General features: G+C 60.1%; 20 protein-coding genes. 14 read left to right on the top strand and 6 right to left on the bottom strand.

All coding sequences use genetic code 11. The features are described from left to right. Positions 1–949 precede the first annotated feature (949 nt). The 14 genes from AC57B1_RS16310 to AC57B1_RS16245 all read left to right on the top strand — a co-directional run bounded on the left by AC57B1_RS16310 (position 950) and on the right by AC57B1_RS16245 (position 15814). On the top strand, positions 950–1651 hold the full coding sequence (locus AC57B1_RS16310) for a VirB8 family type IV secretion system protein (RefSeq protein WP_183802621.1): 702 nt from the start codon (positions 950–952) through the stop codon (positions 1649–1651). Next, complete coding sequence (locus AC57B1_RS16305) at positions 1648–2532, top strand: TrbG/VirB9 family P-type conjugative transfer protein (protein WP_260332556.1); 885 nt, start codon at positions 1648–1650, stop codon at positions 2530–2532. The genes AC57B1_RS16310 and AC57B1_RS16305 overlap by 4 nt, the downstream gene beginning before the upstream one ends. 9 nt (positions 2533–2541) lie before the next feature. Further along, complete coding sequence (locus tag AC57B1_RS16300; protein ID WP_183802618.1) at positions 2542–3846, top strand: TraB/TrbI/VirB10 family type IV secretion system protein; 1305 nt, start codon at positions 2542–2544, stop codon at positions 3844–3846. Further along, positions 3839–4666 (top strand): transglycosylase SLT domain-containing protein, encoded by an 828-nt coding sequence (locus AC57B1_RS16295; RefSeq protein WP_183802614.1) that lies wholly within the window; start codon positions 3839–3841, stop codon positions 4664–4666. The genes AC57B1_RS16300 and AC57B1_RS16295 overlap by 8 nt, the downstream gene beginning before the upstream one ends. Beyond that, positions 4663–5982 carry a TrbG/VirB9 family P-type conjugative transfer protein gene (locus tag AC57B1_RS16290; protein ID WP_183802610.1) on the top strand — a complete coding sequence of 440 codons (1320 nt, stop codon included), beginning with the start codon at positions 4663–4665 and terminating at the stop codon, positions 5980–5982. Before AC57B1_RS16295 ends, AC57B1_RS16290 begins: the two co-directional genes overlap by 4 nt. After that, entirely contained in the window at positions 5979–6404 is a 426-nt protein-coding gene (locus AC57B1_RS16285) for a lytic transglycosylase domain-containing protein (RefSeq protein ID WP_183802607.1), read from the top strand. The genes AC57B1_RS16290 and AC57B1_RS16285 overlap by 4 nt, the downstream gene beginning before the upstream one ends. 3 nt (positions 6405–6407) lie before the next feature. Then, positions 6408–6980 (top strand): toxin co-regulated pilus biosynthesis Q family protein, encoded by a 573-nt coding sequence (locus tag AC57B1_RS16280; RefSeq protein ID WP_183802604.1) that lies wholly within the window; start codon positions 6408–6410, stop codon positions 6978–6980. Between the two features lie 3 nt (positions 6981–6983). Beyond that, the gene (locus AC57B1_RS16275) at positions 6984–8609 is read left to right on the top strand and encodes a type II secretory pathway protein (protein ID WP_496418023.1); all 1626 of its coding nucleotides are present in this window, start codon (positions 6984–6986) and stop codon (positions 8607–8609) included. Between the two features lie 8 nt (positions 8610–8617). Next, on the top strand, positions 8618–9922 hold the full coding sequence (locus AC57B1_RS16270) for a hypothetical protein (RefSeq protein WP_496418022.1): 1305 nt from the start codon (positions 8618–8620) through the stop codon (positions 9920–9922). A gap of 433 nt (positions 9923–10355) precedes the next feature. Continuing rightward, entirely contained in the window at positions 10356–10637 is a 282-nt protein-coding gene (locus AC57B1_RS16265) for a hypothetical protein (RefSeq protein WP_496418021.1), read from the top strand. 15 nt (positions 10638–10652) lie between these two features. Further along, positions 10653–12881, top strand: a complete 2229-nt coding sequence (locus AC57B1_RS16260; protein WP_496418020.1) for an ATPase, T2SS/T4P/T4SS family — start codon at positions 10653–10655, stop codon at positions 12879–12881. Further along, positions 12878–14008: a type II secretion system protein gene (locus AC57B1_RS16255; protein ID WP_496418019.1), complete on the top strand. Its 1131-nt coding sequence runs from the start codon at positions 12878–12880 to the stop codon at positions 14006–14008. Before AC57B1_RS16260 ends, AC57B1_RS16255 begins: the two co-directional genes overlap by 4 nt. 7 nt (positions 14009–14015) lie before the next feature. Further along, positions 14016–14651, top strand: coding sequence for a type 4 pilus major pilin (locus AC57B1_RS16250; RefSeq protein ID WP_496418018.1), 636 nt, complete (start codon positions 14016–14018; stop codon positions 14649–14651). An 11-nt stretch (positions 14652–14662) separates the two neighbouring features. Beyond that, complete coding sequence (locus AC57B1_RS16245) at positions 14663–15814, top strand: hypothetical protein (protein ID WP_496418017.1); 1152 nt, start codon at positions 14663–14665, stop codon at positions 15812–15814. Between the two features lie 694 nt (positions 15815–16508). Here AC57B1_RS16245 and AC57B1_RS16240 read toward each other — a convergent pair. The 6 genes from AC57B1_RS16240 to AC57B1_RS16215 all read right to left on the bottom strand — a co-directional run bounded on the left by AC57B1_RS16240 (position 16509) and on the right by AC57B1_RS16215 (position 22229). Further along, entirely contained in the window at positions 16509–17600 is a 1092-nt protein-coding gene (locus AC57B1_RS16240) for a CAP domain-containing protein (protein ID WP_496418016.1), read from the bottom strand. Between the two features lie 218 nt (positions 17601–17818). Then, positions 17819–18181, bottom strand: a complete 363-nt coding sequence (locus tag AC57B1_RS16235) for a hypothetical protein (RefSeq protein WP_183802578.1) — start codon at positions 18179–18181, stop codon at positions 17819–17821. A gap of 187 nt (positions 18182–18368) precedes the next feature. Next, positions 18369–19484, bottom strand: a complete 1116-nt coding sequence (locus tag AC57B1_RS16230) for a FlhC family transcriptional regulator (protein ID WP_496418015.1) — start codon at positions 19482–19484, stop codon at positions 18369–18371. A 116-nt stretch (positions 19485–19600) separates the two neighbouring features. After that, positions 19601–20854 (bottom strand): hypothetical protein, encoded by a 1254-nt coding sequence (locus tag AC57B1_RS16225; RefSeq protein ID WP_496418014.1) that lies wholly within the window; start codon positions 20852–20854, stop codon positions 19601–19603. A 33-nt stretch (positions 20855–20887) separates the two neighbouring features. After that, on the bottom strand, positions 20888–21289 hold the full coding sequence (locus AC57B1_RS16220; RefSeq protein ID WP_496418013.1) for a hypothetical protein: 402 nt from the start codon (positions 21287–21289) through the stop codon (positions 20888–20890). 223 nt (positions 21290–21512) lie between these two features. Beyond that, positions 21513–22229, bottom strand: a complete 717-nt coding sequence (locus tag AC57B1_RS16215; protein ID WP_496418012.1) for a nuclease-related domain-containing protein — start codon at positions 22227–22229, stop codon at positions 21513–21515. Positions 22230–22231: the final 2 nt, after the last annotated feature.

The raw sequence follows: 22231 nt of genomic DNA, 5'->3' as shown, positions 1-22231 counted from the left end.
CAGATAGGGTGCTGCGAAGCTCCATTCTTCGTCGGACACATCGGTCGGATACCCTTTGCGATCTGCTCTTTTCATCCCGCCAGGATACTAGGTCTCCCGCAAAGTGCCTAACACGCTCTAGCACCGAAACGATTTCTTCTACCGAGCAATCATTGGTGACACAACTTGCTCGACGAGTAACTTCAACGTCACCGAGCCGCTGCGTGAGGGTCTGAAGGGTGACGACGTTCCGGAAGGACAGAGGGCGATTAGCGAATAAGGTTAGGATAGCTATAGGAAGACGTACTGCCGCGACCATCCGTGACACCTGCGAAAGCGAAACGCCCAAGGCGGTTGCAATTGCTCGCTGACTGGGCCACACGCCCTGTTCCAGCAAGGAAACATAGAACTTCCCCTGTTCAAGGAGGGAAGCTTTGGTCGCCCGCAGTTCGTTGTGTCGGGCAATTGCAGTCTTGCGACTGCAGATCGGATTATCGTGGCGCATTACACTTCGTCCCGAGTACTGTTGGTAAAAAATTTGCAAGAATATGTAGGCGTCGCACCCCGGCACAGCCGGATTATTGCGTGACGTGAAAAAGGAGCCTTAGCCGGATCAGGTCACTCCTCCAAGATAGTCACGTTCACAGCGGCAGGAGCGGGCCAGCTAAGTCATTGATGGAACAAAGTTAACGGCGCTTTTCGCAATCGGAGAAGCAGACTTTATGTTGCCCAGACGACTGTGCAACGCGTGAAACGCCCGCTCTTACGATGTTACAGCGTCTGATCGAGACAGAGCGACGGAAAGCTACCCGATTTTGCTGGGCTTTCGAGGTTAGCAGCCTGATCCGGCTCTGCCGCGGCTACCAATGAACTGCGGCACCAGAAAGCGCGTGCAAATCGCATCTCTTTTGCATGACGGGCTTCACCTGAAGGCTGATTCAATTGAGTCGGCCCCAATGGATCGACCGTCATGCGTATATTTCGCAGCAAAAAGCAGATCGCCCTCTCTACCGCGCCTGGCGGTTACTCACAGGATGACCCTGAGAAGATTATCTTCGACATGGGTGCGCGTCTGCGCACCGAGGCTAATCACTGGAAGACCTTCTGCTTCATCCTTGGGATCGTCTCAGTAGGGGCGGTCTACACGCGCAATCCACCTCCGTCCGTGGTCAAAGCCTATGGCGTGGCGTCCGACGCCAACGGCCACGCGGTTGTCACCCAGCTTGCCGCCTATAAGCCAGACGACCAGGCGATTCGCACATCACTTCGTGAGTCGGTCGAGCGTTGGTGGACGATCGAGCCGGTCATGACCGACGACATCCAGACTTCGCGGATGGCCAAAAACATTAATGGCGTGAAAGCCATGATGGTTGGCAACGCACGAAACCAGTTCGGCGACTGGGTCAAGAGCGACGCACCATTCCAGGCCATTACGCTAAATCCGAAGCTGGTGCGTGAGGTGCGCGTGACTAATGTTGCGCTGCTCGAAGACTCCACCGCCGTAGTCGAATTCACAACGAGCACCACGCAATCACCCACGGATCGACCCGTGGTTCAGAAGTATGCGTTGACGTTCCGCTATCAGATTGTTCCGCCGACGGCCGAAGACGCACTCGGTGCGAATCCGTTCGGGATGTTCTATCCGCTCTTCTCGATCCAGAAAACTCAATGATGATCGGTTTCCGCACGCTCGCCTCGTGGGCGACCGCTTTTGCCTGCGTCGCAGCAGTATGCCCGGCTTCATACGCGGCGAAAAAAGGCGCAGCCACTTCAGTCGCCTCGTTCGATCTCGCTACTGCCATGAGCGATCCGATGAGTCCGGTGAATCCGTACAACGCCGGCTCGGACCCGGTCACCATGCCGGGAGATGCGCGCATGGTTGTCTTTCCTTATAGCCGCGACCAGATTTACAGGATCATGACCGCGCCGCTCAAGAACACCACCATCGAGCTCGCGAAAGGCGAGCGGCTGACGACCGATCCTGCAATGGGGGACTCCGTCCAATGGGTTATCGATACCGACGGTGAGAACCATGTATTCGTCAAACCCGTTAAGCCCGGCCTCGTCAACACGCTGCACCTGACGACGAATCTCCGCGAGTACGACATGACGCTCGTCTCATCGCCGATGGGTGGGCTCTTCTATCAGACGGTGCGCTTTAACTACCCCGGTTCTGTTATGGCGAAGGTCCGCGCGAGAGAACAGATGGGCGGCGTCGGCGGAGGGCGGGGTGATGATGCTGGCGGGCAGACTGACTCCGGTCCGATCGGCGTCTCCCCCGACAAACTCAACTTCGACTACAAGGTGTCGGGCTCTGCGTCCTTCAAGCCCGAAACCGTATTCGATGACGGCAAGGCCGTGTGGCTGCGCCTGCCTGCCGATGCACCCTTCGCGATTCCCGTCGTGAAGGATCACGGCGACTACGTCAGCCCGAACTTCATCCGTCGCGGGCAGTACATCGTTGTGCAGGAAATGGCTGACGAAATCGTGCTGCGCGCGCCGAACGAGGAAGTGACCATTACGCGTCGCCGCCCGGGCCTGTTCGGATTCTGAGGAAAGCCCATGAACCAACCGAACGGTCAACCGGACAATCAGCGCGCGAGTCTCTTCAAGGGGAAGTCGCCCCGTAACGCGCTCTTCGCGGTAGGCGGTGTCGCGGCTATTGTGATCGCGGCGCTCGGGTTCTACTACCAGGTCCAGGAAAGCGCGAAGATTGACGCAGAAGCCGCGCTGAAGAAGAAAGCGAAAGCCGCCGAAATCGTCGACAAATCGAACAATCCGCAGGACGTCAGCAAGATCATTGATGACCAGCTGAGTTCCGCGCGCAGGCTCGCAGCCTCCGAGGCACGGGCGGCTGCGGCCGCGCGTACGCCATCGACAGGAACTCCGGCGAATGCCGGAGGTGCGACGCCCGCGCTGACGGCCGATGGTTTCATCAACGACGAGCAGACCCGCAAGATCAAGTCCGAGTCCGATGCGGACGCGATCTATGCCTCGCCGATTTTCAAACCCGGCCTGAAGGTTAAGGACACGGCGCCGGCAGCACCCAACCAGCTGGCGGGGATTCCCACGCCCGCGCAGGTGGCCGCGCAACAGGCTGCTGCGCAGCAGGCAGCAGCGGGGTCGGTCGGTGACCGTGTCTCGGCAGCGCTTGCTGGAGCCGGCTTCGGCGGCCAGGCACAATCGGCACGTCCATATTCGAGTCAGGACCACGATTCAGGCTTCATCAAGAACGTGTCCGCGCAGTCAGGCGGTCAGGACTTCGCGCGTACCGGCTTCGTCGGTCAGGCACGCGGCTGTGTGCTGTCGCCTCCGCATCACATTGGTGTGCTGTCGACGGAGCGCATGAATTCTGATCGTCCCGGCACCGCCTCGCTGATGGTCGAAAAGGATGTGTACGACAGCATTCGTGGCGACTGTCTGATGATCCCCAAAGGCAGTTTCATCACCGCGCCGTACAGCTCCGATATCCAGCCCGGCCAGGAAAGCATTCTCGTGGCGGCGACGGAACTACGCCTTCCGAACGGGAAGCATGTGCCGCTCTTTGGCGCGCAGGGCGCGGATGGCGATGGCTCGGCCGGCTTTTCGGGTGACGTTAATAACCACTTCTTCAAGATTTTCGGGACGTCTTTTCTCGTCGCGATCCTGCTGCGCAAATACGACAACAGTGACGCGACGACCACGTCCAGTCCGCTCGGCGTCACTCAGGTGAGCAGCACGGGCGGACAGGTCGCGGCGCAAACCGCACAGTCCATCCTCGAGCGCTACAAGAACATTCCGCCGACGATCACGTCCGACCCGGGCCAGCGTCGATTCATGCTCAAGGTCAATCGGGACATCGTGCTGGAGCCATACCGCGATGAGTAAGCGGAAGGGTACGCGCTGGGTATCGGGCCTGATTGTCGCGGCATGTGCCGCGCACGTTCATTTCGCCAGTGCCGCATCGATTGCCGAAGTGGTCAGTCCGACGAGCATCCTGCTGGTGGAGGGCAATGTCCGGTCGCTCGCATCGTTCGATGGGAAGCCGGTTTTCTGGTGCGGCCAGAAGGCTTTCGAGAGCTGGGCCGTGCCGCTCGTTGGGCAGCCGGTCGCGAGTAACTCGGAAGCGGGCATCACCGTCACCGTCGATGCACATGACGTTTCGCTCGAACACTTGCTGGTGAAGAAGGGCTGGTTGCAGCCGGCCGTGCTCGACGATGATGCACAGGCTGCCGTCACTGAGGGACGCGGCGGGTGGGCTTGTGCGAGTGCAGTGGCGCCGTTTGAGCTGATGCACAGGACTGTCGACCCCAAGGTACTTGCAGGAATCGCGCTGAACGAATCCGGGGTGAATGGCCGGGCATGGCCGTGGACTCTGAATATTGCCGGTCAGGGCTTCTTTTTCAAAACACGCGAAGACGCGTATCGGGTAGTGATGTCGTTGATCGCGCGCGGTCGCAGCGATTTCGACGTAGGGATCATGCAGATCAATTGGGGGTACCACGCCCGGCGGTTTGCCTCTCCGTGGGATGCGCTCGCGCCCGCAACGAGTATTCGTGTTGCTGAGGAAATCCTCAACGAGAACTACGGCAAGACGCACTCGGTTGCGAAAGCCATCGCCTATTACCACAGCGCCAATCCCGTTCCCGGTCAGGCGTATCTCGCGCGGTTTGCGCGGCACCTCAACCAGATTCAGGCAGGCCTATGAAGTACACCGTATCCCGTATCGCGCTGGCCTGCTTTGCGCTGCTTAACGCAATGCCTTCCTACGCAGCGAACACGGACCCTTTCGATTTCGATTATGAGATCTCGGGCGGCATCGCCGAGCGTCCGGCACTGATTTTCAACGATGGGTCGAAGACATATATACAGCCGCGTGCGGGGCAGGTCATCACTGCCGCCGGCGGCCACCCTGAGGGTCCGTATGTTGTCGTCGATGGCACTCCCGAGTCGATCACCTATACGGTAGCCGGGCGGTCTGCAACGGCACGCTGGACGCGTGCGAATACCTTCATCGGCGGTGGCGCCCGTGGCACGCTCGCCGCGCTGCGCGACGACCAGCCGCCAGCCTTCGATGGATTCACGAACCGGCTCGCGCTGATTGGTGCGCACGGCGCACTTGAGCCGGTGCGATCGCTGAAGGCGTCGATGCCTGTCGCAGGCATCGTCAAGGCGTTAGTGCCCCAGGGTTGGACGGGCTCTGCACAGAAAGACGTCGATCTGACGGAAGTCAGTGCGTTCAGTACACGCCCCGGTGAAAACTGGATGCAGGCGCTTGATCGCCTGATGACGCAGACCGGCATGTATGCCGACGTGGATTTTACGACCCGTCACGTACGGCTGCACCGTGAAACGCCGAAATCCGGTGCGCTCAACTATGCCGCAGGTGAGAAAGCGCAACCGCAGTCGCAGCCCGATGCGATCGCACAGGCTGTCGCTGCGAAGGAGGGCGCGTCGGCAGGCGACGCACCAGCTGCGCACGGCTCGCTTCTGGCGGAATATTTCGGCGCTCAGGCAATCCGGGATTCGGACGACGCCCATACGCAGATCCGTTTTGCGACGAAGCCTGCGCGCGAGCTGAGTTTCAGAACGCCCGACGGCCGATCGCTCCGCGCAAAGTGGGATAGCGCCGCGAATGTGATGACGGTAGAGCGCGCGGACAGCATTGTCGTATCCGATGGTGCGCGATCGGTGGAAGTGGCCCGTTCGTCAGGCACCGTCTATGACTTCGACCCGACGAACGCCGCCCATCTGCAGGCCGTGTTCGATCACGATGGCCAGACGTTTTTCAAGTTTGCCGATTCGGTTGTGGAGGTGCATGTCAGCGACGTGAAGCACCTCGGTTCAGGCGAGCAGAAAGGACGGTATTACATGTTCAACGGCACGGCAGATCAGTTCATCGTGACGGCCGATGGCAACGTGGCGAATGTGACACGGCGACACGACGTGAAGTATTTCGAACGTACAGCGACGGGAGCACCCGCGACGACGCCAGCGACAACGGCGGTGGCGAAATCGTTATGAACCCGACTCCCATCTTCGTTGGCATGGTTGCGGCGCTGAGCGCGTCGATTGCGCACGCCGACTGCCTGGACGAAGCCGCCGCCTTCCAGCACGTGAGCACTCAACTCGTTCACGCAATTGCTCAACACGAATCGGGTATGCGTGCGGACGCCGTGAATATCAACAGCAATGGTACGCAAGACATTGGCCTCATGCAGATCAACTCGTCCTGGTTGCCGAAACTGGCGCGTTACGGCATTCGCCGCGAAGACCTGTTCAACGCATGTGTGAACGGCTATGTCGGCACGTGGATTCTGGCCGCGAACATCCGTCAGTTCGGGCCCACCTGGAAGGCCGTCGGCGCATACAACGCAGTGTCCACCCCGAAGCAGCTGATCTACGCCAACGCTATCTATCGCCGCCTGCAGCGGCAGGGGCATTAAACAATGAAAGTAACCATCGAACGCAATGACAGCGTGCGCGTGATCGCGCACGCGCTCGCAGCCCTGGCGCTCGCCGCTGCACCCCTGTGGACCCACGCAGCCGTCGACGCCGATCAAGCCCGTGCTGTCGCGCCGGCGGGAGACGGCTGGCAGGTGCTATCAGCGCCGGCTGCAAAAGCTGCCGCCATTACCCCCGTCAATCGTGGCGCAGAGGCGGCCGCTCCGGTCGTCGCGCAGGCAGGGCAAGGCGTTGTGCCGTCGATGGCCGTTGCGCCGGTCGTTCTCCCCGGTACACCGTCGACGACGACTGGTGTGCTCACGCTCTCCGTCTCTCCGCAGGATCGCAACCTTCGTAACGCCCTTGACCGCTGGTTGCAAACCCAGGGATGGCAGCTCGCCTGGAAGGTCGACGACGATCTGCCGCTCGAATTCAACGCGACCTTTACCGGTGACTTCACCTCCGTTCTTGTTCAGGTGATGAAAGCGACCAACCACATGCGCGTACCCACCCGCGTATGCCGCCACATTAACAACGTTATCCGCGTCGTCGCCCGCGCGGCCAACTGTCAGGAGTAACCGATGCGCATCGCTTTCATTTTCAGGTCTGCGATCGCGGCCGCATGCTCGCTGATCATTGCCGGCTGCGCAGTCACGCAAGGCGATGTCAATTCTGCCTACGACTCGACAAATAGCGCGGCAAGTGCTGCGATGAACAATCTGCCCGGCTCGATGGCGCTCGTTGAAGATGTGCCCACAGCCTTTCTTGGCGATCGGCTCGTACCGGTCGCGTATGAAGCAACGCTGCCGGCGACGTTTCGCGAAAAGCGCATCACGATGCCTGCGAACCTCGATATCAACCAGATCGCCAATCTCGTTTCCGGCGCGACCGGCTATGCCGTTCACCTGAGCCCCGATGTCTTCGTGCCGCGCAGTTCACTCGTGCCGCGCGAAGGCGCCTCGGTCGACGGCAAGTCGTCGCCAGCATCTGGCGGCAGCAGCGCGAACAATTATGAGAAGCCTGTCTATGCTCAGGTGTTTGACGGGTTAGCGGGCGAGTATCTGACTCGCATGACGGAGGATCTTGGACTCGACTGGTCGTTCGACGGATCGACCATCAATATCACGCGCTTCGTGACGCGCATGTACCAGATCGCCGCGATCCCGGGCAAGGTCTCGATCAAGTCCACGATGTCCAAGGGCATGGACACCTCCACGGGCAATCAGTCGAACGGTAGCGGCGGGGGAAGCGGAGATACGGGTTCCTTCTCCGCGCAAACCTCGACCGGCCGGCAGGGTGATTTCGACCAGATGCAGTCGATTACGGACGCGCTGAACAAGCTTCGTTCGCCAATGGGTCGGGTCAACGTCAATCCGCAGAGTCGCCTTGTCATGGTGCACGACACGCGGGAGGCGGCAGACGCGATGGGCAAGCTGCTTGCGGCGGAAAACTCGGTGAGCACGCGTCAGGTGGCGATCCGCGTGCGCACGTTGCAGATCGCGCTGAACCGCGGCACCCAGGCGGGGGCGAACGCCGACGTTGTGTTTAACGCAATCGAGGGCGGTCTCGCCAAATATGCGATCAGCTTTGCGTCACCCACCTCGCTGTCGTCCGGTGGCGGCACGCTCGGTATGTCGGTACTGCGCCCCAACGCGCCGTTCTCCGGCACCAACGCGGTCATCAACGCGCTGAACCAGTATGGCCGCACGGTGCAGGACAACACGCAGACCAAGCTCACGCTGAATGGTCTGCCGGTCTCGATCGCGTCGTTCCAGAGCGACGACTATCTGCGCTCGACGACGTCTTCCGCAGGCAGCCTGACGGCCACGTCCGGTGGTGTCCCCGGCCTGAATCCCGGCACCGTGACGACCGGCGACTTCGTGAATATCCTGCCGTCGGTGAATGATCACAACCAGATCGTGCTGGCTTACTGGAGCGACAGTTCGAAGCTCAACGGGCCCTTCACCGAGAAATCTGTCGGCTCCGGACAGACGCAGCAGACCATCCAGCTTGCGCACACGGTCGGCAGCAAGGACGATCAGATCGTCGCACTCTCGGACGGACAGACCGTTGTGCTGTATGGCGAGATGACCGATCACGCCGATAGCACCACCAATGGCGGCCTCGGCGGTATCACCGGGCTCTGGAACAAGGCAAAGACCTTCCAGGTAATCATGCTGACGGCCTCGGTCGTCCCGTCGATGTGAGTACGGCCATGCACATTACCGATCCGCTGCCGCGCGAGAAAAACGCGCGCCTTGTTTTCGGACTTAAGTGGCGCGCCTATCCGTCAAAGCAGATGCGCGCGGAACGCCGTCGCTATGCCGATGATTTCGGTGCGACGCACTATGTCGAATACAAGATCGGAAAAGACGTGATTGGGGGCTTCTGCTCGCCAGACACGACCGAATTCAAAGGCTCGAAACTCTTTTCAGGAGCGGCGCGAGTCGCCCAGCATGGCCGTGTCAAAGGGAAGGCGGCGGTGCTCGCACTTTTGCAGGACGATCAGCGTGTTCATCTGATCTTCGTTGTGCGCGGAGTCGTGCGCAGCGACGAGGTGCTGACCATTCCCCAGGCTCACGATCGGCGGCTCGCCATTGAGCAGGAATGCCTGAAGCAGAATCTCGCACTCTCGACCATCGGATCAGGTGCGGCAATTGGCGACGTCGACGAATCGTTCGGGGCGGCCGCGCTGCTTGAAGCGCGCAAGAGCGCGCGAATCACCAAAGTCCCAACCAGTTTGCCGACGGCGTTGCCGCTGCTTGTTATCGGGGTTGCGGTTGTCTTTGGCGGCATGCAACTTGTTGATCTGTTAAATCCGCCTCCTCCCCCAGCGCCGACGTCGCCGTCCTTCAATGACAGATACGAGGCCGCGGTCCGTCAGGTGTTCGCCGCGAATCTGCCGCGTGCGAATCTGCTCGCACCGTCACTACTCGAAAGGCTCGGCGGCACTGAAACCGTGGTTGCGGGTTTTGTCTTTGAGAAAGCGGTGTGTGGCACGCAGGGCTATTGCGGCGAGACGCTGCGCCGCTACGGCGGCAGCTTCGATGATCTTCGCCAGCTGGCGCCCCAGTCGATGCGACCGCTGCATTTCGATGCCGATGGTCTGCATGCGGGCGCGCGCGGCCCCCAGATTCCGACGGTTGCCGTCGTTGCAGCGCGGGACCAGAAAGCGTGGCCCACGGAGCAGGGGTTGATCGACGCATTGCAGACTCCGCCACAGAAGCTTTCGTCAAAGCCGTTTGATCTCGACAGCTACGGCTACACCGTCCATCTCGATCCACCGAAACCCCTTCTCGCAATGCCTGCTGGCGTAGCGGGTGAAAGACCCACGCAGATGATTCGTGAAGGCACATGGGAGATCAACGGGTTCAGGTGGCAAGCGCCACTGCTTGCGAGGCTCCCCTCGAACATGGCGCTCGACTCGATAACGGTCGAGCTGAAGCTTGCGGAGCAGGGGTCGAACAACCTCGGTGGCATCCATTTCACAGCGAAGGGCAAATACTATGTTCTCAATTAACCGCCTGGCGGCGCTCGGATACGCCGCGCTTTTTCTGGTTAGCGTTGCACAGGCGCAAACCCGACCGTTCGTGCCGCAAGCGCCAGCAAAACCCGCGCGGTTGCCTGCCGCTGACATTGATACCGGAGCTGTCGCGGGAGCCACTACCGCTCCCGCAGTGGGGGCTGTCCCGGCTCAGCCGGCACCGGCCGCCCCGGTCAGCGGGGCGGCGGTGCCTGCGGGATCGCATCTGTCAATCGATGACGCCGACAAGGCGACGCGCTCGCAACTGCTGCGCCAACTCGTTGGCGGAGCAAACACGCCAGCACCGACTGTGAGTGCAAACATCGCTCAACCTGTCCCGCCAGCCAACTCCACCGCGGCGCCAGTACATAAGGCGGCGCCCGAACGGGCACGCGCGGAACCCGTGCGCTTCGTGGGTGCTTTCAGCGACATGAGTGGCCGGTCGGTGCTTTATGAGTACCGCAACGCATCGTATCCCGCTCACGTCGGCGCGAAGCTGCTCAACGGGTGGACGGTCACGCGAGTCGATGGTTTCGTCGTCACCGTCGCAGAGGGCACCGGCAAGGGCGCGCGGACCTGGACCGAAACGATGGTTGGCGGCACCCCCCAGCAGGACCAGCGACAGCCGGGTGTAAGCGCTGGCATTTCCCGTATCACAGACCTCGGCGGCCCACTACCGCCGGGCACGCCCATCTCCGCGATCGCGCAGTAACCCAGGACACAAATCATGAGCATGTTCTCCGGAATTGAAAAAGACGAGTCGGCGTCGCGCGGGCTACTGGGACGCTTGCGCGCGTTTCGGGCGGGCTTCTCGGAAGACTCTGCTTCGGCATTGCCTATCGCCGGGAGCGACCCACGCGACCACGAACCGCGGATGGCACAGAAACGCAAACCGGTGAAGGCGGAACCTGTTGAGGACACGCATGGTCAGCCGATGACATTAGGCATGCGGCTGCGCATGGCGGACGTGAGCGACGTTGACGTCCATGATGGCGAGCCCTTTGCTGCGGCGGAAGAAAAGTCAGTCTTCACCGCGGATGTGGCCATGGAGCAGGCCGGCGAGGTCCTGGTCCCGGTCAGTGTCCCTGTCACCTTGGAAGAACATGAACCAGCGTTGGCGCGAACGTACCGCGAGTCCGAAACTGTGTCCGCTGCTGGCGCTGCTACGCAGGCCGTTGACGATTCCTCTGCGCCCCTAGCTCGCGTTGAGCCTGATCGTTCGCAGGCGCGGGATGACGCAGCGCATGAGCTTCACCGGCAGGCAGATATCGTCGAAACCGGGACTGAAGATTTTCCACCGGCCGGGCTGCCACAGCTTGCGTCGGCGGATGCGCTGGCTTTCAAGCGGATCCTGAGCGAACGCGGCTCAGACGCGACGCTTCGCATTACCGATGCGGCGCGCCGTGAATTTGTCGCAGTGGAGGTGCAGGCGGGCATGGCGATCGTCGTCACTACGCGCGCGTTCCATGAGTCGCCGTTGTACGCGACGTACCTGAAAGATCTCGAACACGCGGACATCAAGGTCCACGAAGAGATGTTCGCTTCCGATACGGTTATCGCAGCGATCTACGGAACGGAGCGGAACCGCTCAGCGGCAATCATCCCGGAGAGCTCGCGCGCCATCGGCACGTTCCGTGACGTATCCGAGGCGGCCCACGGCTACGGCGCCGGCGATATCCATTATGAATACCGCGACTTCAACGACGAGGTGGAGGTCCGGTTCCGGGTCAACGGCGACCTCTATACGTATCGCAAGCTCCCCAAGGCGCTGGTACGCCGCGCACTGTCGGCCTCCTATCAGGATCTTGTCGCCCGTAATACGAACTCGGGCGAGACCTTCCAGCCGAGCGCGCCACAGTCGGCCATGATTCCGCTCGTCGTTGGATCGGACATCCTCAATATCCGCTGGCAAAGTTCGCCCCTCGTAGGCGGCTTTGACGTGGGTCTGCGTCTGCTCGACGGCAACTTCCGCAACCTCAAGGTTCTGATGCCGGAACAGATGGGCCTGCAAACGTCGCAGCTGAAGATCGTCAAGGCGCTGGGTAACGTCAGTGGCGGCGTCACCATCCTCACGGGCGAAACCGGCTCGGCGAAATCGACGCTGTTGCGCGCGATGTCTTTCATGCTCGCCTCGCGCGAGCTGCGCAAGCAGTTCGCCGTCAATGAACCCTCCGAATACCCTCAGCCCTGGCTGTCGGACATTTCGATTCCGCGACGACCAGACGAGACCGACGACGAGGCGAACCGGAAGTGCGCCGAGGTTATCCGGACGTTGATGCGGATGGATCCCGATGACGTGACGGTGGGCGAAATTCGCGATCGCGTGGTCGCTGGCCTTGTTGCCGAGCTCGCGCTGACGGGACACCCGGTTCGCACGACACTTCACGCGGACAGCGCGATCGGCGCGTTCATGCGCCTTGCTGGCGGTCGTCTGCAGCTTCCGATGGACGAAGTCGCGTCGGAAAAATTCGTCAATGCCGTCGCCAACCAGAAGTTGATCCCGCTGCTATGCCCGCATTGCAAGATCGCCGCGCGCGACGTCATGAGCGCCTCGCAGATCGCGACGCTCGAGACGAAGTTCGGCATCGACACTTCCGGCATGGCATGCCGGAATGACGCTGGCTGTGAGCATTGCCGCCTGAAGGGACTGTTCACGCGTGACGGAAAAGTCGCGGCCGGAACAAAGGGTCAAACGCTCGCGATGGAGATATTCCGGCCGACCGACGAGTTCCTCGAGCGTGTCGCGGCGCGCGACTGGCGCGGTGCCGAGAAAGTGTGGCGCTCCACGCGCACCGCCGGCTTTGACAACGATGACATGACGGGCAAGACCATTTATGAACATGCCCTCTACAAAGCCACCCAGGGAGACATCGATCCGCGGTTCATTGATACCGCGATGCGTCCGTTCAGCGAGTATCGGGTCATGGCGGACCGGGACGGGAGAATGCCGTCATGATCCGGGGATTTCTCTACGCGTTATTCATGGTGCTCCCCTACAAGGAGCGCATGCGCATTGCGACGTGGCGGTTCGGGAAAATCCGCGAAAGCTTCTATCGTGAGACCCGGCTCGACGTTGCGGCAAAAGGGCTGCGAAACAGGGAGACCCTGCTTGAACGGTTGACGACACTGGAAAAGCGCCATCGTGGACGCAAGGGGTTCGCCTGGCCGGTCTTCCAGGCCATGGCCCGACGCATGGTCGCCGGCGACGACTTCGCCAGTGCGATCAGGCCGCACATCCCGTCCGATGAGTACGCGCTCCTGGAGATCGCCGGCGCGTCCACGCAACAGGACGCTGCGGTGCGCGGACTCGAACTGGCAGAAATGGCGGCTAATGCCAAAGGTGTACTGGCGTCGACCACGTCGTTACAGATGGCGTATCCGGCGCTCCTGATCGTCTACATGTACGGGTTCTGCATGCTGTTTGGCGGCACGATTTTCCCGGCTGTCGCCGACTCGAAACCGGTCTCGCAGTGGTCGCCGCTCGCCCAGTCGCTCTATGCAATCGACACATTCTGCTACGAATACTGGTGGCTGAGCGGGGCGGTCGTGGCGGGCATTGTGATCACCTACTTTCACACGCTCAAGCGGTGGACGGGCGATCTGCGCAACCAGATCGATGCGATGCCGCTGATGTGGCGCAATCGCCGCGACCTCCGGGCCGCGCTGCTGATTGTTTCGCTTGCGGGACTGTTCGACTCCAACCTCACTTTGCGGGCGTCGCTTGACCGGCTCACCAAAACCGCTGACCCCTGGTTGAAGTGGCATCTGAACCGGATGAGTCGCCGGCTCACGCAGCGCCCCGACCAGACCATGCGGGCGCTGGACACCGGGATTTTTTCGGAGGTGGTGATGGACACCATATCCGACGCCGCTGGTCGCGACCAGTTCGTGCAGGCCATCAAGACGCTCGGCCGCTCGTCACTTGACCGGGTGGTCGCAACAGTAAAGCGCAATGCGCGCATTACTCATTACGTGTTGCTGGGCTTTGCCATCGCTCTGTTTTTTGTACTCGGCGTCGGGTCGTATGTCGCGACCGGTGCCGTGAGTTTCGATTCGTCAACGACTGCTGGATCCAATTACTGAGGCCACAATGGAATACAAAAAATTAACTAGCAAGGTGCCGTGCGCAGCGGAAGTTGCAAGCCGCGATGCTGCGCGCAAGGCGTCCATTCTCCGCTTCGCACGTCGGCGCCGTCAGTCGGGCGAGTTGTCGTTGATTGAAGGTGCGGCCGTGATGGCCGGAGCGGCACTGCTCGCGCTCGTCGTCTATCAGGGCCGTGGCTTCGTGATGGATCGCATTCATGCGCATCAGTTCAAAAGCGAGGCCCAACTGTTCCGTAGTGGCATTCAGGATGCCACTTCGAGCGATACGGATTTTTCGTCCGAGACACAGCAGACCCTCGCGCAGAATCACGCCTTTGACTCCGCGGGCTCGCGCGTAAATGCGACCAGCGGGACGATCACCGGGATATTCGGCGGTGCCGTGACTTCGGCAGCGGGAACGATCGCGGCGACGAACGACGCGATGATTGTGACCTATCCCGTGCCGGCGACAGTCTGCTCACTTGCGGCCGGCGCAGTAGCGGGAGCCTATGCGAAGGTAACCATCAACGGTACGACAGTCTACGATCCGAATACGGCTTTCGATGGTTCGACCGTTGGCGCAGCATGCAAATCGGCGGGCGCCACGGCCACCATTGCCATGTACGCGACCCATAACAATTAAGGGCGCCGCCAATGTTCAGCATCGTTGAGATGGTGGTCGTGCTGGTGGCCGCTGCGTTGATGACAGTTGTCGGCATCAAGGAAGATGCTGCCAAGCGGCGTTTGCAGGTGTTGACCGCAGAAGGGCAGAACGAAGCGGTCATCAACGCGGCGCTCGGTGACTGGGTAACGAACAACTACGCGACGCTGACACAGAATGGCCCGGTTGATGTTGTCCCGGCGTCGGAACTGCCGACACTCACTGATCTGTTCACGGCGGGCAACCTCAAACAACCGCATTCGAATGGGCCTTTCTGGGGCGGCGCCTACGTAATCAGCATGAGCGTAGGCCCTGCGACATGCACCGTCAGCGCGGGCGACTGTCACGTGACCTACGTGATGTATCCGTCGAGCCCGGTGACGCGTGGCGGTAAGCCCGACGTGATCGGTGCGTCACAGATCGCGCAGGCAGGCGGCAACGCGTTTGGCTACTCGAAGACGCAGAACGCCGGCACTATCACCGGCCTGAACGGTTCATGGCATGCCACGAATCCTCTGGGCGGTAACGTGGCTGCTGTCGTGCTGGCCACGAACGGGCCAACGTCGGACGGCAACTCGGTCTATATCCGTCGTGACGGCGCGTTGACCTGGACCGGCGACCAGAACGTGAATCACGTCAGCCTGCACAACGTGCATAACCTGGATGCCGAAGGCACGGTAAGCGCGGCGAATGTGGGGGCATCCGGAGCGGTAGCGGCGAGTGGTGCCGTCACCGCCGGCACGACGGTTCGCGCGGGCACTATTGTCGGTACGGGCAATGTCGGCTGGCCACGTGTGGCGTGCACGAAGGTGGGCGACATGACGGGCGCGAGCGACAACTCAGGCCTGATGCTGTCGTGCCAGAACGTGTCAGGGGTTCTGCAGTGGATGCCTGTTGGCGGTCCCAAGCTCTGGTATGGCTACACCAGCATACCGGGCGGCGGCGGTACGTTTGTGCCGAATCCGAACTGTCCTGCTGGTGGCTTGCCGCAAATTGTGGTGTCGGGTCAGAGCATGTACACCGACCCGACTGCGGTCATCAATTACCCGACGTCTGGCGTCGGTCCATGGATTGTCTATATCACGGATGGCAGCGGATCCGTTATTAACGGCAGCGCTGTCGCGACGACGTTCTGTACGTATTGAAGGGGATGGGAATGAGCTTCGCGAGGATCTTTATATGGATAGCCGTGCTTACGGGAATGGTGACCGCCAGCAGCGTGGCAATGGCGGGACCCGTTCGGTGCTCGGTGAACAACCAGGACTCCACGTGCGTAGGGCATCTGACGACCGCATGGCAGACGCCGCCAACATGTCCCAATCAGGCCGGATGGACCACAGCCGCACCGGCACAATGGATCGGCTCCCAATACTCTGCGCCACAGTGCAATTTTCAGGCGGCGCCTACGTGTCCATCTGGCTCTGTACAAACAGATCCGCCAAGTTGGAATGGGATCAATTGGGGTGCGCCAGGATGTGCGACGCCGCCGCCGCCCGGAGGCGGTAACACTTATGATCCGGTAGCTACGTGCTCGGCCGATTTTCCTGCCGCTATTGCACAGGGCACGATGACAAGCGTGCAAGGGTACAACGGTGAGCAACCCACCCCATATCCCGCGACGCTCAACATATACGTTCCGCAGTATCCCGGCGACAAGATTTATAGCTGGAGTGCAACCGGAGAAGCGTGTCCGGGCCAGTTCGCACGGGGTGGCATCGCGTGCTTTGTGAACGGGTCAGGTCAGGTAGATGCGATAGTTGGCCTCTTTTCAGCGAGTCAGTGTCATCCACACTAAAAAAAAGCGCCCATTTTGGGCGCTGTTTTCTGTTGCTTAAATGTTCAACTGCCCGTTGTCCACGTCGAAGTAACGCTAACTGGCTTGCCATCACGAGCGCCGCTGAAGCTGACCGTGTAAGTCGTGTTTGCGGCGAGCGGGGCGAGGGGCAAAAGAAACGCCACGCCTGGGAACAATCCATTGTTCACGTCTGCCGTCGCGGCCGAAGTCGATCCAGAAAGAGCAGCGGAAGGCACAATGATCCGTGCTGGCACAACGCTCCCGCTTGCCGACGTCAATGTGAAGCTCGAGACCGTAAGCATGTCGCCCGAAGCGGCGGCATTTACCCGAACCATAATGGGCCGTCCTGGGTTTTGCAGGTCGGGCGCAGGGTTGACGTTTTCCGCCACCATCGCACGAGCGACTGATGTCTCGTTATTGAGCGGCGAAATCGCAAGGGCCGTGGTTGCCATTTGTTGACCGCCGGGTTGATAGAGACTATTACCCAATGGTGTTCCACTGACTCCGGCCGTTTCGCCAAAATCGATCACACAGCTATAGATCGAATACGAGCCCGACGCCTGCTGGAATCCGATACCCAAAGTCTGTTGATTCGACGAGATATCCTGCAAGTGATAGACAGTGTTGATGTATTGCCGGAGACAGTCGCTTGCGTATGCCGTGCCGTTCGTTTGCGGTAGACCAGCCGCGACAACTTCGCTGATCCACTCTGTCGCGGGGACACCAGCTTTTTGCGCACGCGACAGCGGCGTATCGCCGTAGTAGTTGGCAAACGTCGAGGTTTCGTTGTGTGAGAGTGCAGTGAGATTGCCGTTCGCAAGATTCGAGTCGAGGTAAAGCGCGTGTGCCTGCGCGGAGACGTCCAGAATAGGGTCTTGCGAAAGTACGCCCACGCCCATTGCAAGCCGGTAAGCGTTCAGCTGTGAGAACACGGCATCCTGCATGGACGATGCAGCGTACGTCGGAGCTGCCACCGAAGTTTGCGGAGCGATCGCCGTGCCGCCTTGGGGATTTACCGGCGTCGACGGGGGTGTTGCCGGCGCACCGTTGTTACTGCCACCGCCGCCACCGCCGCATGCCGACAGTGTCATGGAAACCGCAAACGAAATAGCAGTAAGCGTGGAAATCTTCTTCATTTTTGTGAAACCTCGGAGTTGATTTTGGCCGTGCACCTTGCACGTCCTTGATTCCATGTTATCGAGCGGGAAACAAAGTCAAGTTGCTGCCTGACGCTTCCCGGCTCTTCCTGGTCTTTCGCGTCGGCGACATTCTATGGCTATCGGTAATGTCTGGTGAGGATTTAGGTTATGTAGACAATCGGTGAACAAAAATCGGCGTGAAGCGTGATGTGGGATTACGTGCGCTTGCGGCGGCGATGGAAAACCCGCAGGCCGACAAAGGCAACGACAAGGACCATGCCGGTAAAGGCTGGTCCCACCCTCGCGAGTTGCGGAACGACCCGGGTGCCCATGTAGAGGGCGAATAGCGCAATCGCTACACGCCCGACCCATGGCGCATTCAGGAACGAGAGCAGCGATGACGGTTGGCCGCTCGAGTACTCCACGTAACTCTCGTTGGACTTCTCAAGATCGAACCCGGATGCATTGCCCGCTCGCTCACACTGATAGAACTTCTCGTAGCGTTCGAAGCGCCCATCGCCGCGCCCAGCGAGCCACGCCGCGTTGCTTTCCTTGGCCAGATACGCAAAGTCTTCCATCGCAAAGTCTCGCTAGTGGACGCGGCCCGCATGCCAGGGGACGGCGCCGATCGCGTCGGCGATAATGCTGCCGTCCTCTTCTGCGTAGTACGCGCCGGTCTCAGGGTTTTGCCAACCAAACTGGGCGCGACCATCACTGCCGAAGATGACAAGTCCTGCGGGTAATTCCTGCTGAGCAGTTGTCGGATCAGTTATCACCGTCCGACCTCTGGGCTGTACGCTTCTTCGCGCTAAGCTGCTGGCTGCAGGCAGGGCAGGTAAAGCGACTATGCATTTCGATTTTCGCGTCGTTGTTCGACACAACGTAGTGGGTGCCGCAGGCGCGGCACGGCGCTATGGTGAGACGGGTGTCGGCCGCCATCGAACGGATCAGGTTCCATCCCCGATCGGGCTTGATGAGCCGGTTCCCGCCGAAGAGCCGGTCATAGACATCGTTCGTCGCAAGCAGCGCTTCAGCCGGGTTAGCGCCCATAGCCGTCGCCGAGCGGTAGAGCCATGTGTAGACTGTCGCGTGAAGCCGGTGCACATGTGTTTCGACAAACCAGGTCAGCGAGGTCGCCAGATTGCCCATTGGCGAACTCTTTCCATGAATCTCGTGATAGCGCGTGCGCATCTGATGCTGATTCAGGCCGAAGAGGTTCGTCGCGGTAGAAGCGCGTAAGCCATACGACATCATGGCGCTCGCAAAGGCTTCGTTCTTCATGCGACCGAGCCTCAACTCGCCCCACTGCGCGGCATAGGGAAGGTCGCCGATGCGCGAGGGCGATGTCAGCATGATCTGGTGAGCAATCATCTCGTCGCTCAGGGTGCTGCCGCGAAACTCCCACCAGAACGTCGGGCTGTTGAAGCGCCAGCGAAACAGAGGCAGTTCCTTCATCCGCCCAAGCGCGACGCTTAGTTTGTGCGTCGGGATCGACAGCAGATATTTTGCGACGTCCGTCGAGATGCCCAGTAACGGCGCGCTCATGACGCTCATATTGAGCACCTGGGTGACAAGCGAGATGAAAACGGAGTTCTGCTGGTTGACTGCATAGGCTGTCAACGAGTCGAGCGGGGGAGTCTTGCGGCGGAGCACATCGACCGCCACGGTGGTCGCCGTGTTGTCGACGAAGCACCGCCAGTCCTCGACGGACTGGAGGGTAGGTTCCACCATCAGGAACGGCGCGCGAAGGAGATTCCGAAGCGAAGACGGATTGAGCTGAAGCTGCTCGATCTCCTTGCGTTCGACATTGAAAACTTCGTTGAAGCGGCTGTCCTGCTTGAGAAGCCACTTCATGTGGTCGACCAGATTGAAGTTCGCCACCTGGATCTGGTCCGTAAGCCATTCCGGCACGTAGAACCGGTCAATTGCCCGATAACTGTCTTTATTGTTCACTGCTTTTTTTCCTTATCTCTCGGAGACTTCGTTTACCTATGGCCTCATGCCGCGCGTACGGCTGATTGCAACTCGCCGTGAAATTTTCCGGTGAGATCGGCCAGACCGGTCAGCAAACCTTTGAACCGGCCGACTGAGCCATCGGCGGTGACGAGCAACTGCACGCTGTGGAATTCCTGGACAAACGATCCGAACTTTTCGACCAGACCCGCAACCCGCTTTTCGACGGCAATTTTCTGTTCGATTTCGGCCTCCTGCGCGCTCCTCAGGGCCTGCAGTTCACTGAGTCGTCTTTTTGCTTCTTCACATTCCGCCGTGACCCTGCTGAGTTCCTCGAATCGGCTGCGCGCAGAAGCTTCCAGATCGCGCAGATGTTCGGGCGTGACCTGGACCTCGACTTCCTTAATCTGGACCTTTTCATGGGCTTCCCTGAGCTCGCGAGCCGACGCGTCGCGTTCCCGCTCAAGATTGGCGATCGTGTTCTGCAAGCCGCTGGCCGTCCGTTCCGCTGCTGCGAGGTCGACAAGCGTTCGTTTCAGCTTTTCCCTGTCACCTTTGACTTCCTGGTCGAGACGGGTGGCCTCCGCGGCGAGCCGCTCGTTGTCGCTTTGGGCGTCCGAGAGCTGGCCGTAGGTCTCATGCAGCTGACTCATCACCGTGGAGAGTGCGCTTTCTTTCTCGGCGAGACGATCCTCATATTGATCAATGAGCTTTTTGATATCACGCTTACTCAGATCCTTGTCTTCGCGCCTGGCCTCAATCACCATTTCGACGACCTCGTCGCTCTTGTTCACGAGCAGCTGCATGTCACTGATCGACAGCATCTCAACCGCGCCGCTGTTCGTGCTGAAGCGCTCGTAGCAGCGGATATAGAGCCGAACTGAATCGCGCTTCTTGCGAAAGGTATCCTCGATGAAGTCGTAGACACGCTCAGCGGCCTTGTTTCGCACGGCCTTCGAGTCCCCGAACGCGCCCACATAGTGCCCTTCGACGCGCGTGCGGATGTGATAGAACGCTCCACCGATCCGCATATGCTCGAGAAGGATCTTGCGGGTCGAGTGCGCGACTTCCTCCGCCTCTTCCGCGATTGAAGCGCGTAGCGCATCAGGGATTTCGTCGCCACCGAAAAACGTGGTGACCTTCTGGCTGATCTCCAGGTTAGATGGCACGTGTGCAAAGGCGAGGGGCAGGTCGTGCTCAATCGCATTGTCGTCACGCTTTCCGTCTTTGCCTTCGGGCCGTGTCGGGTCGAAGTCTTCGTCAGCGTCCGCAATTGGAGGTGTATTTTTCTTCGTCATTCTGGTTCTCTATCTTGATAGTTTGCAGGCGGCTTAAGCGGCGCCGGCAGAGTTCGAGTCACCCAGTCTCAAGGCCATTTCGCGAAAGGTCAGGGTCGCGCCTTCAGGCCAATCCTTGAAACGCTGATAGCAGCGGATGTAGAGGCGGACAGATGAGCGTTTGCGACCGAACTCAGCTTCGATATGCCCGCAAACAGCGTCGCTGACGAGACGACGGTTAGGGACCGTGTCGCCGTGCTCTGCCATATAGAGAGCAGTAATTTTCTCCATGAAGTTGGAGAAGAGCATCCCGAGATGAATGTAATGGGGGAGGCCAGGTTCGGTCACGCTGGAGACTTCCCGAATGGCATCCTGCTCAGACTCGGCGACCAGGTGACCCATCGGGCCGGACGAACTACCAATGTTCGACGCAGATGGTTTTTTTTCGTTTTCCATACAAAACTCCGAATTTCTTTTGATTTTGTTCGGGCGCTTAGGCCGAAGCGCCAGATCCTCGCGAGTGGTGCAAACTTGGCTCCCCGAATTACACCCACCCAGAATAAGCGTCATTTCCCCGCCGCTGCGCCACAAAGCCACCGAATTTCATGCAGCTTTCACGGGCGTGTGCATCGAGCGCTCGTAGAGGCAAACGTTTGAATCGGCAAAACTCACCGAAACTTTAGGAAAAAGCCGGTAATTTTTTAGGGTTTTCCCTCGCTTTTCGTCGATGACTTTCGATGGCTTCTGGCCCTGTTTCGGAGATCGCGTGGATTGCGCGTTGGCCGTGTTGCACATCTACCAGCGGGCAACCTTGCACAGCGTGCCTGGATTTACGGGCTCTCAGCCATTGCCGCAAATCGCTCGCATGCATCAGGCTGAGCGGAAGCGCGGACGATATCTCGCAGTTGGGATGAGGGAAGACGGCGATCCCTTCTACCGGCCAGCTACCCGGTAGCATCGCGCGCAGGAATGCGACTTTCGACCGGTTCTGCTGGAGAGGAGAGCGGCGCTCGTCCCGTATCCCGTCGGCGGCCACGCGGACGATTGTCCTGTCCGTTGGCCCAGCTTCAATACGACCGGACCAGTTCTTCGTCTCGACGATGAAGATCCCGAACGGTGTAACTGCAAGATGATCGACTTCGGCCGTGGGAAAGTCGCTGCCGGGGGCATGATTTAGAAGTAGCGCGCCCGGATGAAGGTAAAAGTCTTCGCCACAGAGCCATTGAAGGGCGGAAAGCAATTCGGCCTGGACTGCGGTTTCGCCTTCTTCGCCACGTTGCTGGCTGCGCGTCGTAAGTGTCGGACGATGTTTCGCCGTCGCGCCTGTACGCGTTTTCCGATGCTTCGCGGCGTAGAAGATCGCCGTAGTGACAATGACAGATAACCAGATGGACATGA

This window comes from Paraburkholderia sp. BGA-UO-ETr-F21 (assembly GCF_059567925.1).
This window is presented reverse-complemented; position numbering and strand designations above follow the sequence as displayed.

Bases quoted from the DNA above. Each gene is read 5' to 3' on its own strand.
- AC57B1_RS16280 (WP_183802604.1), top strand. From the start codon at position 6,408: ATGAAAGTAACCATCGAACGCAATGACAGCGTGCGCGTGATCGCGCAC.
- AC57B1_RS16260 (WP_496418020.1), top strand. From the start codon at position 10,653: ATGAGCATGTTCTCCGGAATTGAAAAAGACGAGTCGGCGTCGCGCGGG.
- AC57B1_RS16245 (WP_496418017.1), top strand. From the start codon at position 14,663: ATGTTCAGCATCGTTGAGATGGTGGTCGTGCTGGTGGCCGCTGCGTTG.
- AC57B1_RS16285 (WP_183802607.1), top strand. From the start codon at position 5,979: ATGAACCCGACTCCCATCTTCGTTGGCATGGTTGCGGCGCTGAGCGCG.
- AC57B1_RS16265 (WP_496418021.1), top strand. From the start codon at position 10,356: ATGAGTGGCCGGTCGGTGCTTTATGAGTACCGCAACGCATCGTATCCC.
- AC57B1_RS16305 (WP_260332556.1), top strand. From the start codon at position 1,648: ATGATGATCGGTTTCCGCACGCTCGCCTCGTGGGCGACCGCTTTTGCC.
- AC57B1_RS16255 (WP_496418019.1), top strand. From the start codon at position 12,878: ATGATCCGGGGATTTCTCTACGCGTTATTCATGGTGCTCCCCTACAAG.
- AC57B1_RS16240 (WP_496418016.1), bottom strand. From the start codon at position 17,600: ATGAAGAAGATTTCCACGCTTACTGCTATTTCGTTTGCGGTTTCCATG.
- AC57B1_RS16300 (WP_183802618.1), top strand. From the start codon at position 2,542: ATGAACCAACCGAACGGTCAACCGGACAATCAGCGCGCGAGTCTCTTC.
- AC57B1_RS16295 (WP_183802614.1), top strand. From the start codon at position 3,839: ATGAGTAAGCGGAAGGGTACGCGCTGGGTATCGGGCCTGATTGTCGCG.
- AC57B1_RS16310 (WP_183802621.1), top strand. From the start codon at position 950: ATGCGTATATTTCGCAGCAAAAAGCAGATCGCCCTCTCTACCGCGCCT.
- AC57B1_RS16250 (WP_496418018.1), top strand. From the start codon at position 14,016: ATGGAATACAAAAAATTAACTAGCAAGGTGCCGTGCGCAGCGGAAGTT.
- AC57B1_RS16215 (WP_496418012.1), bottom strand. From the start codon at position 22,229: ATGTCCATCTGGTTATCTGTCATTGTCACTACGGCGATCTTCTACGCC.
- AC57B1_RS16220 (WP_496418013.1), bottom strand. From the start codon at position 21,289: ATGGAAAACGAAAAAAAACCATCTGCGTCGAACATTGGTAGTTCGTCC.
- AC57B1_RS16270 (WP_496418022.1), top strand. From the start codon at position 8,618: ATGCACATTACCGATCCGCTGCCGCGCGAGAAAAACGCGCGCCTTGTT.
- AC57B1_RS16235 (WP_183802578.1), bottom strand. From the start codon at position 18,181: ATGGAAGACTTTGCGTATCTGGCCAAGGAAAGCAACGCGGCGTGGCTC.
- AC57B1_RS16275 (WP_496418023.1), top strand. From the start codon at position 6,984: ATGCGCATCGCTTTCATTTTCAGGTCTGCGATCGCGGCCGCATGCTCG.
- AC57B1_RS16225 (WP_496418014.1), bottom strand. From the start codon at position 20,854: ATGACGAAGAAAAATACACCTCCAATTGCGGACGCTGACGAAGACTTC.
- AC57B1_RS16290 (WP_183802610.1), top strand. From the start codon at position 4,663: ATGAAGTACACCGTATCCCGTATCGCGCTGGCCTGCTTTGCGCTGCTT.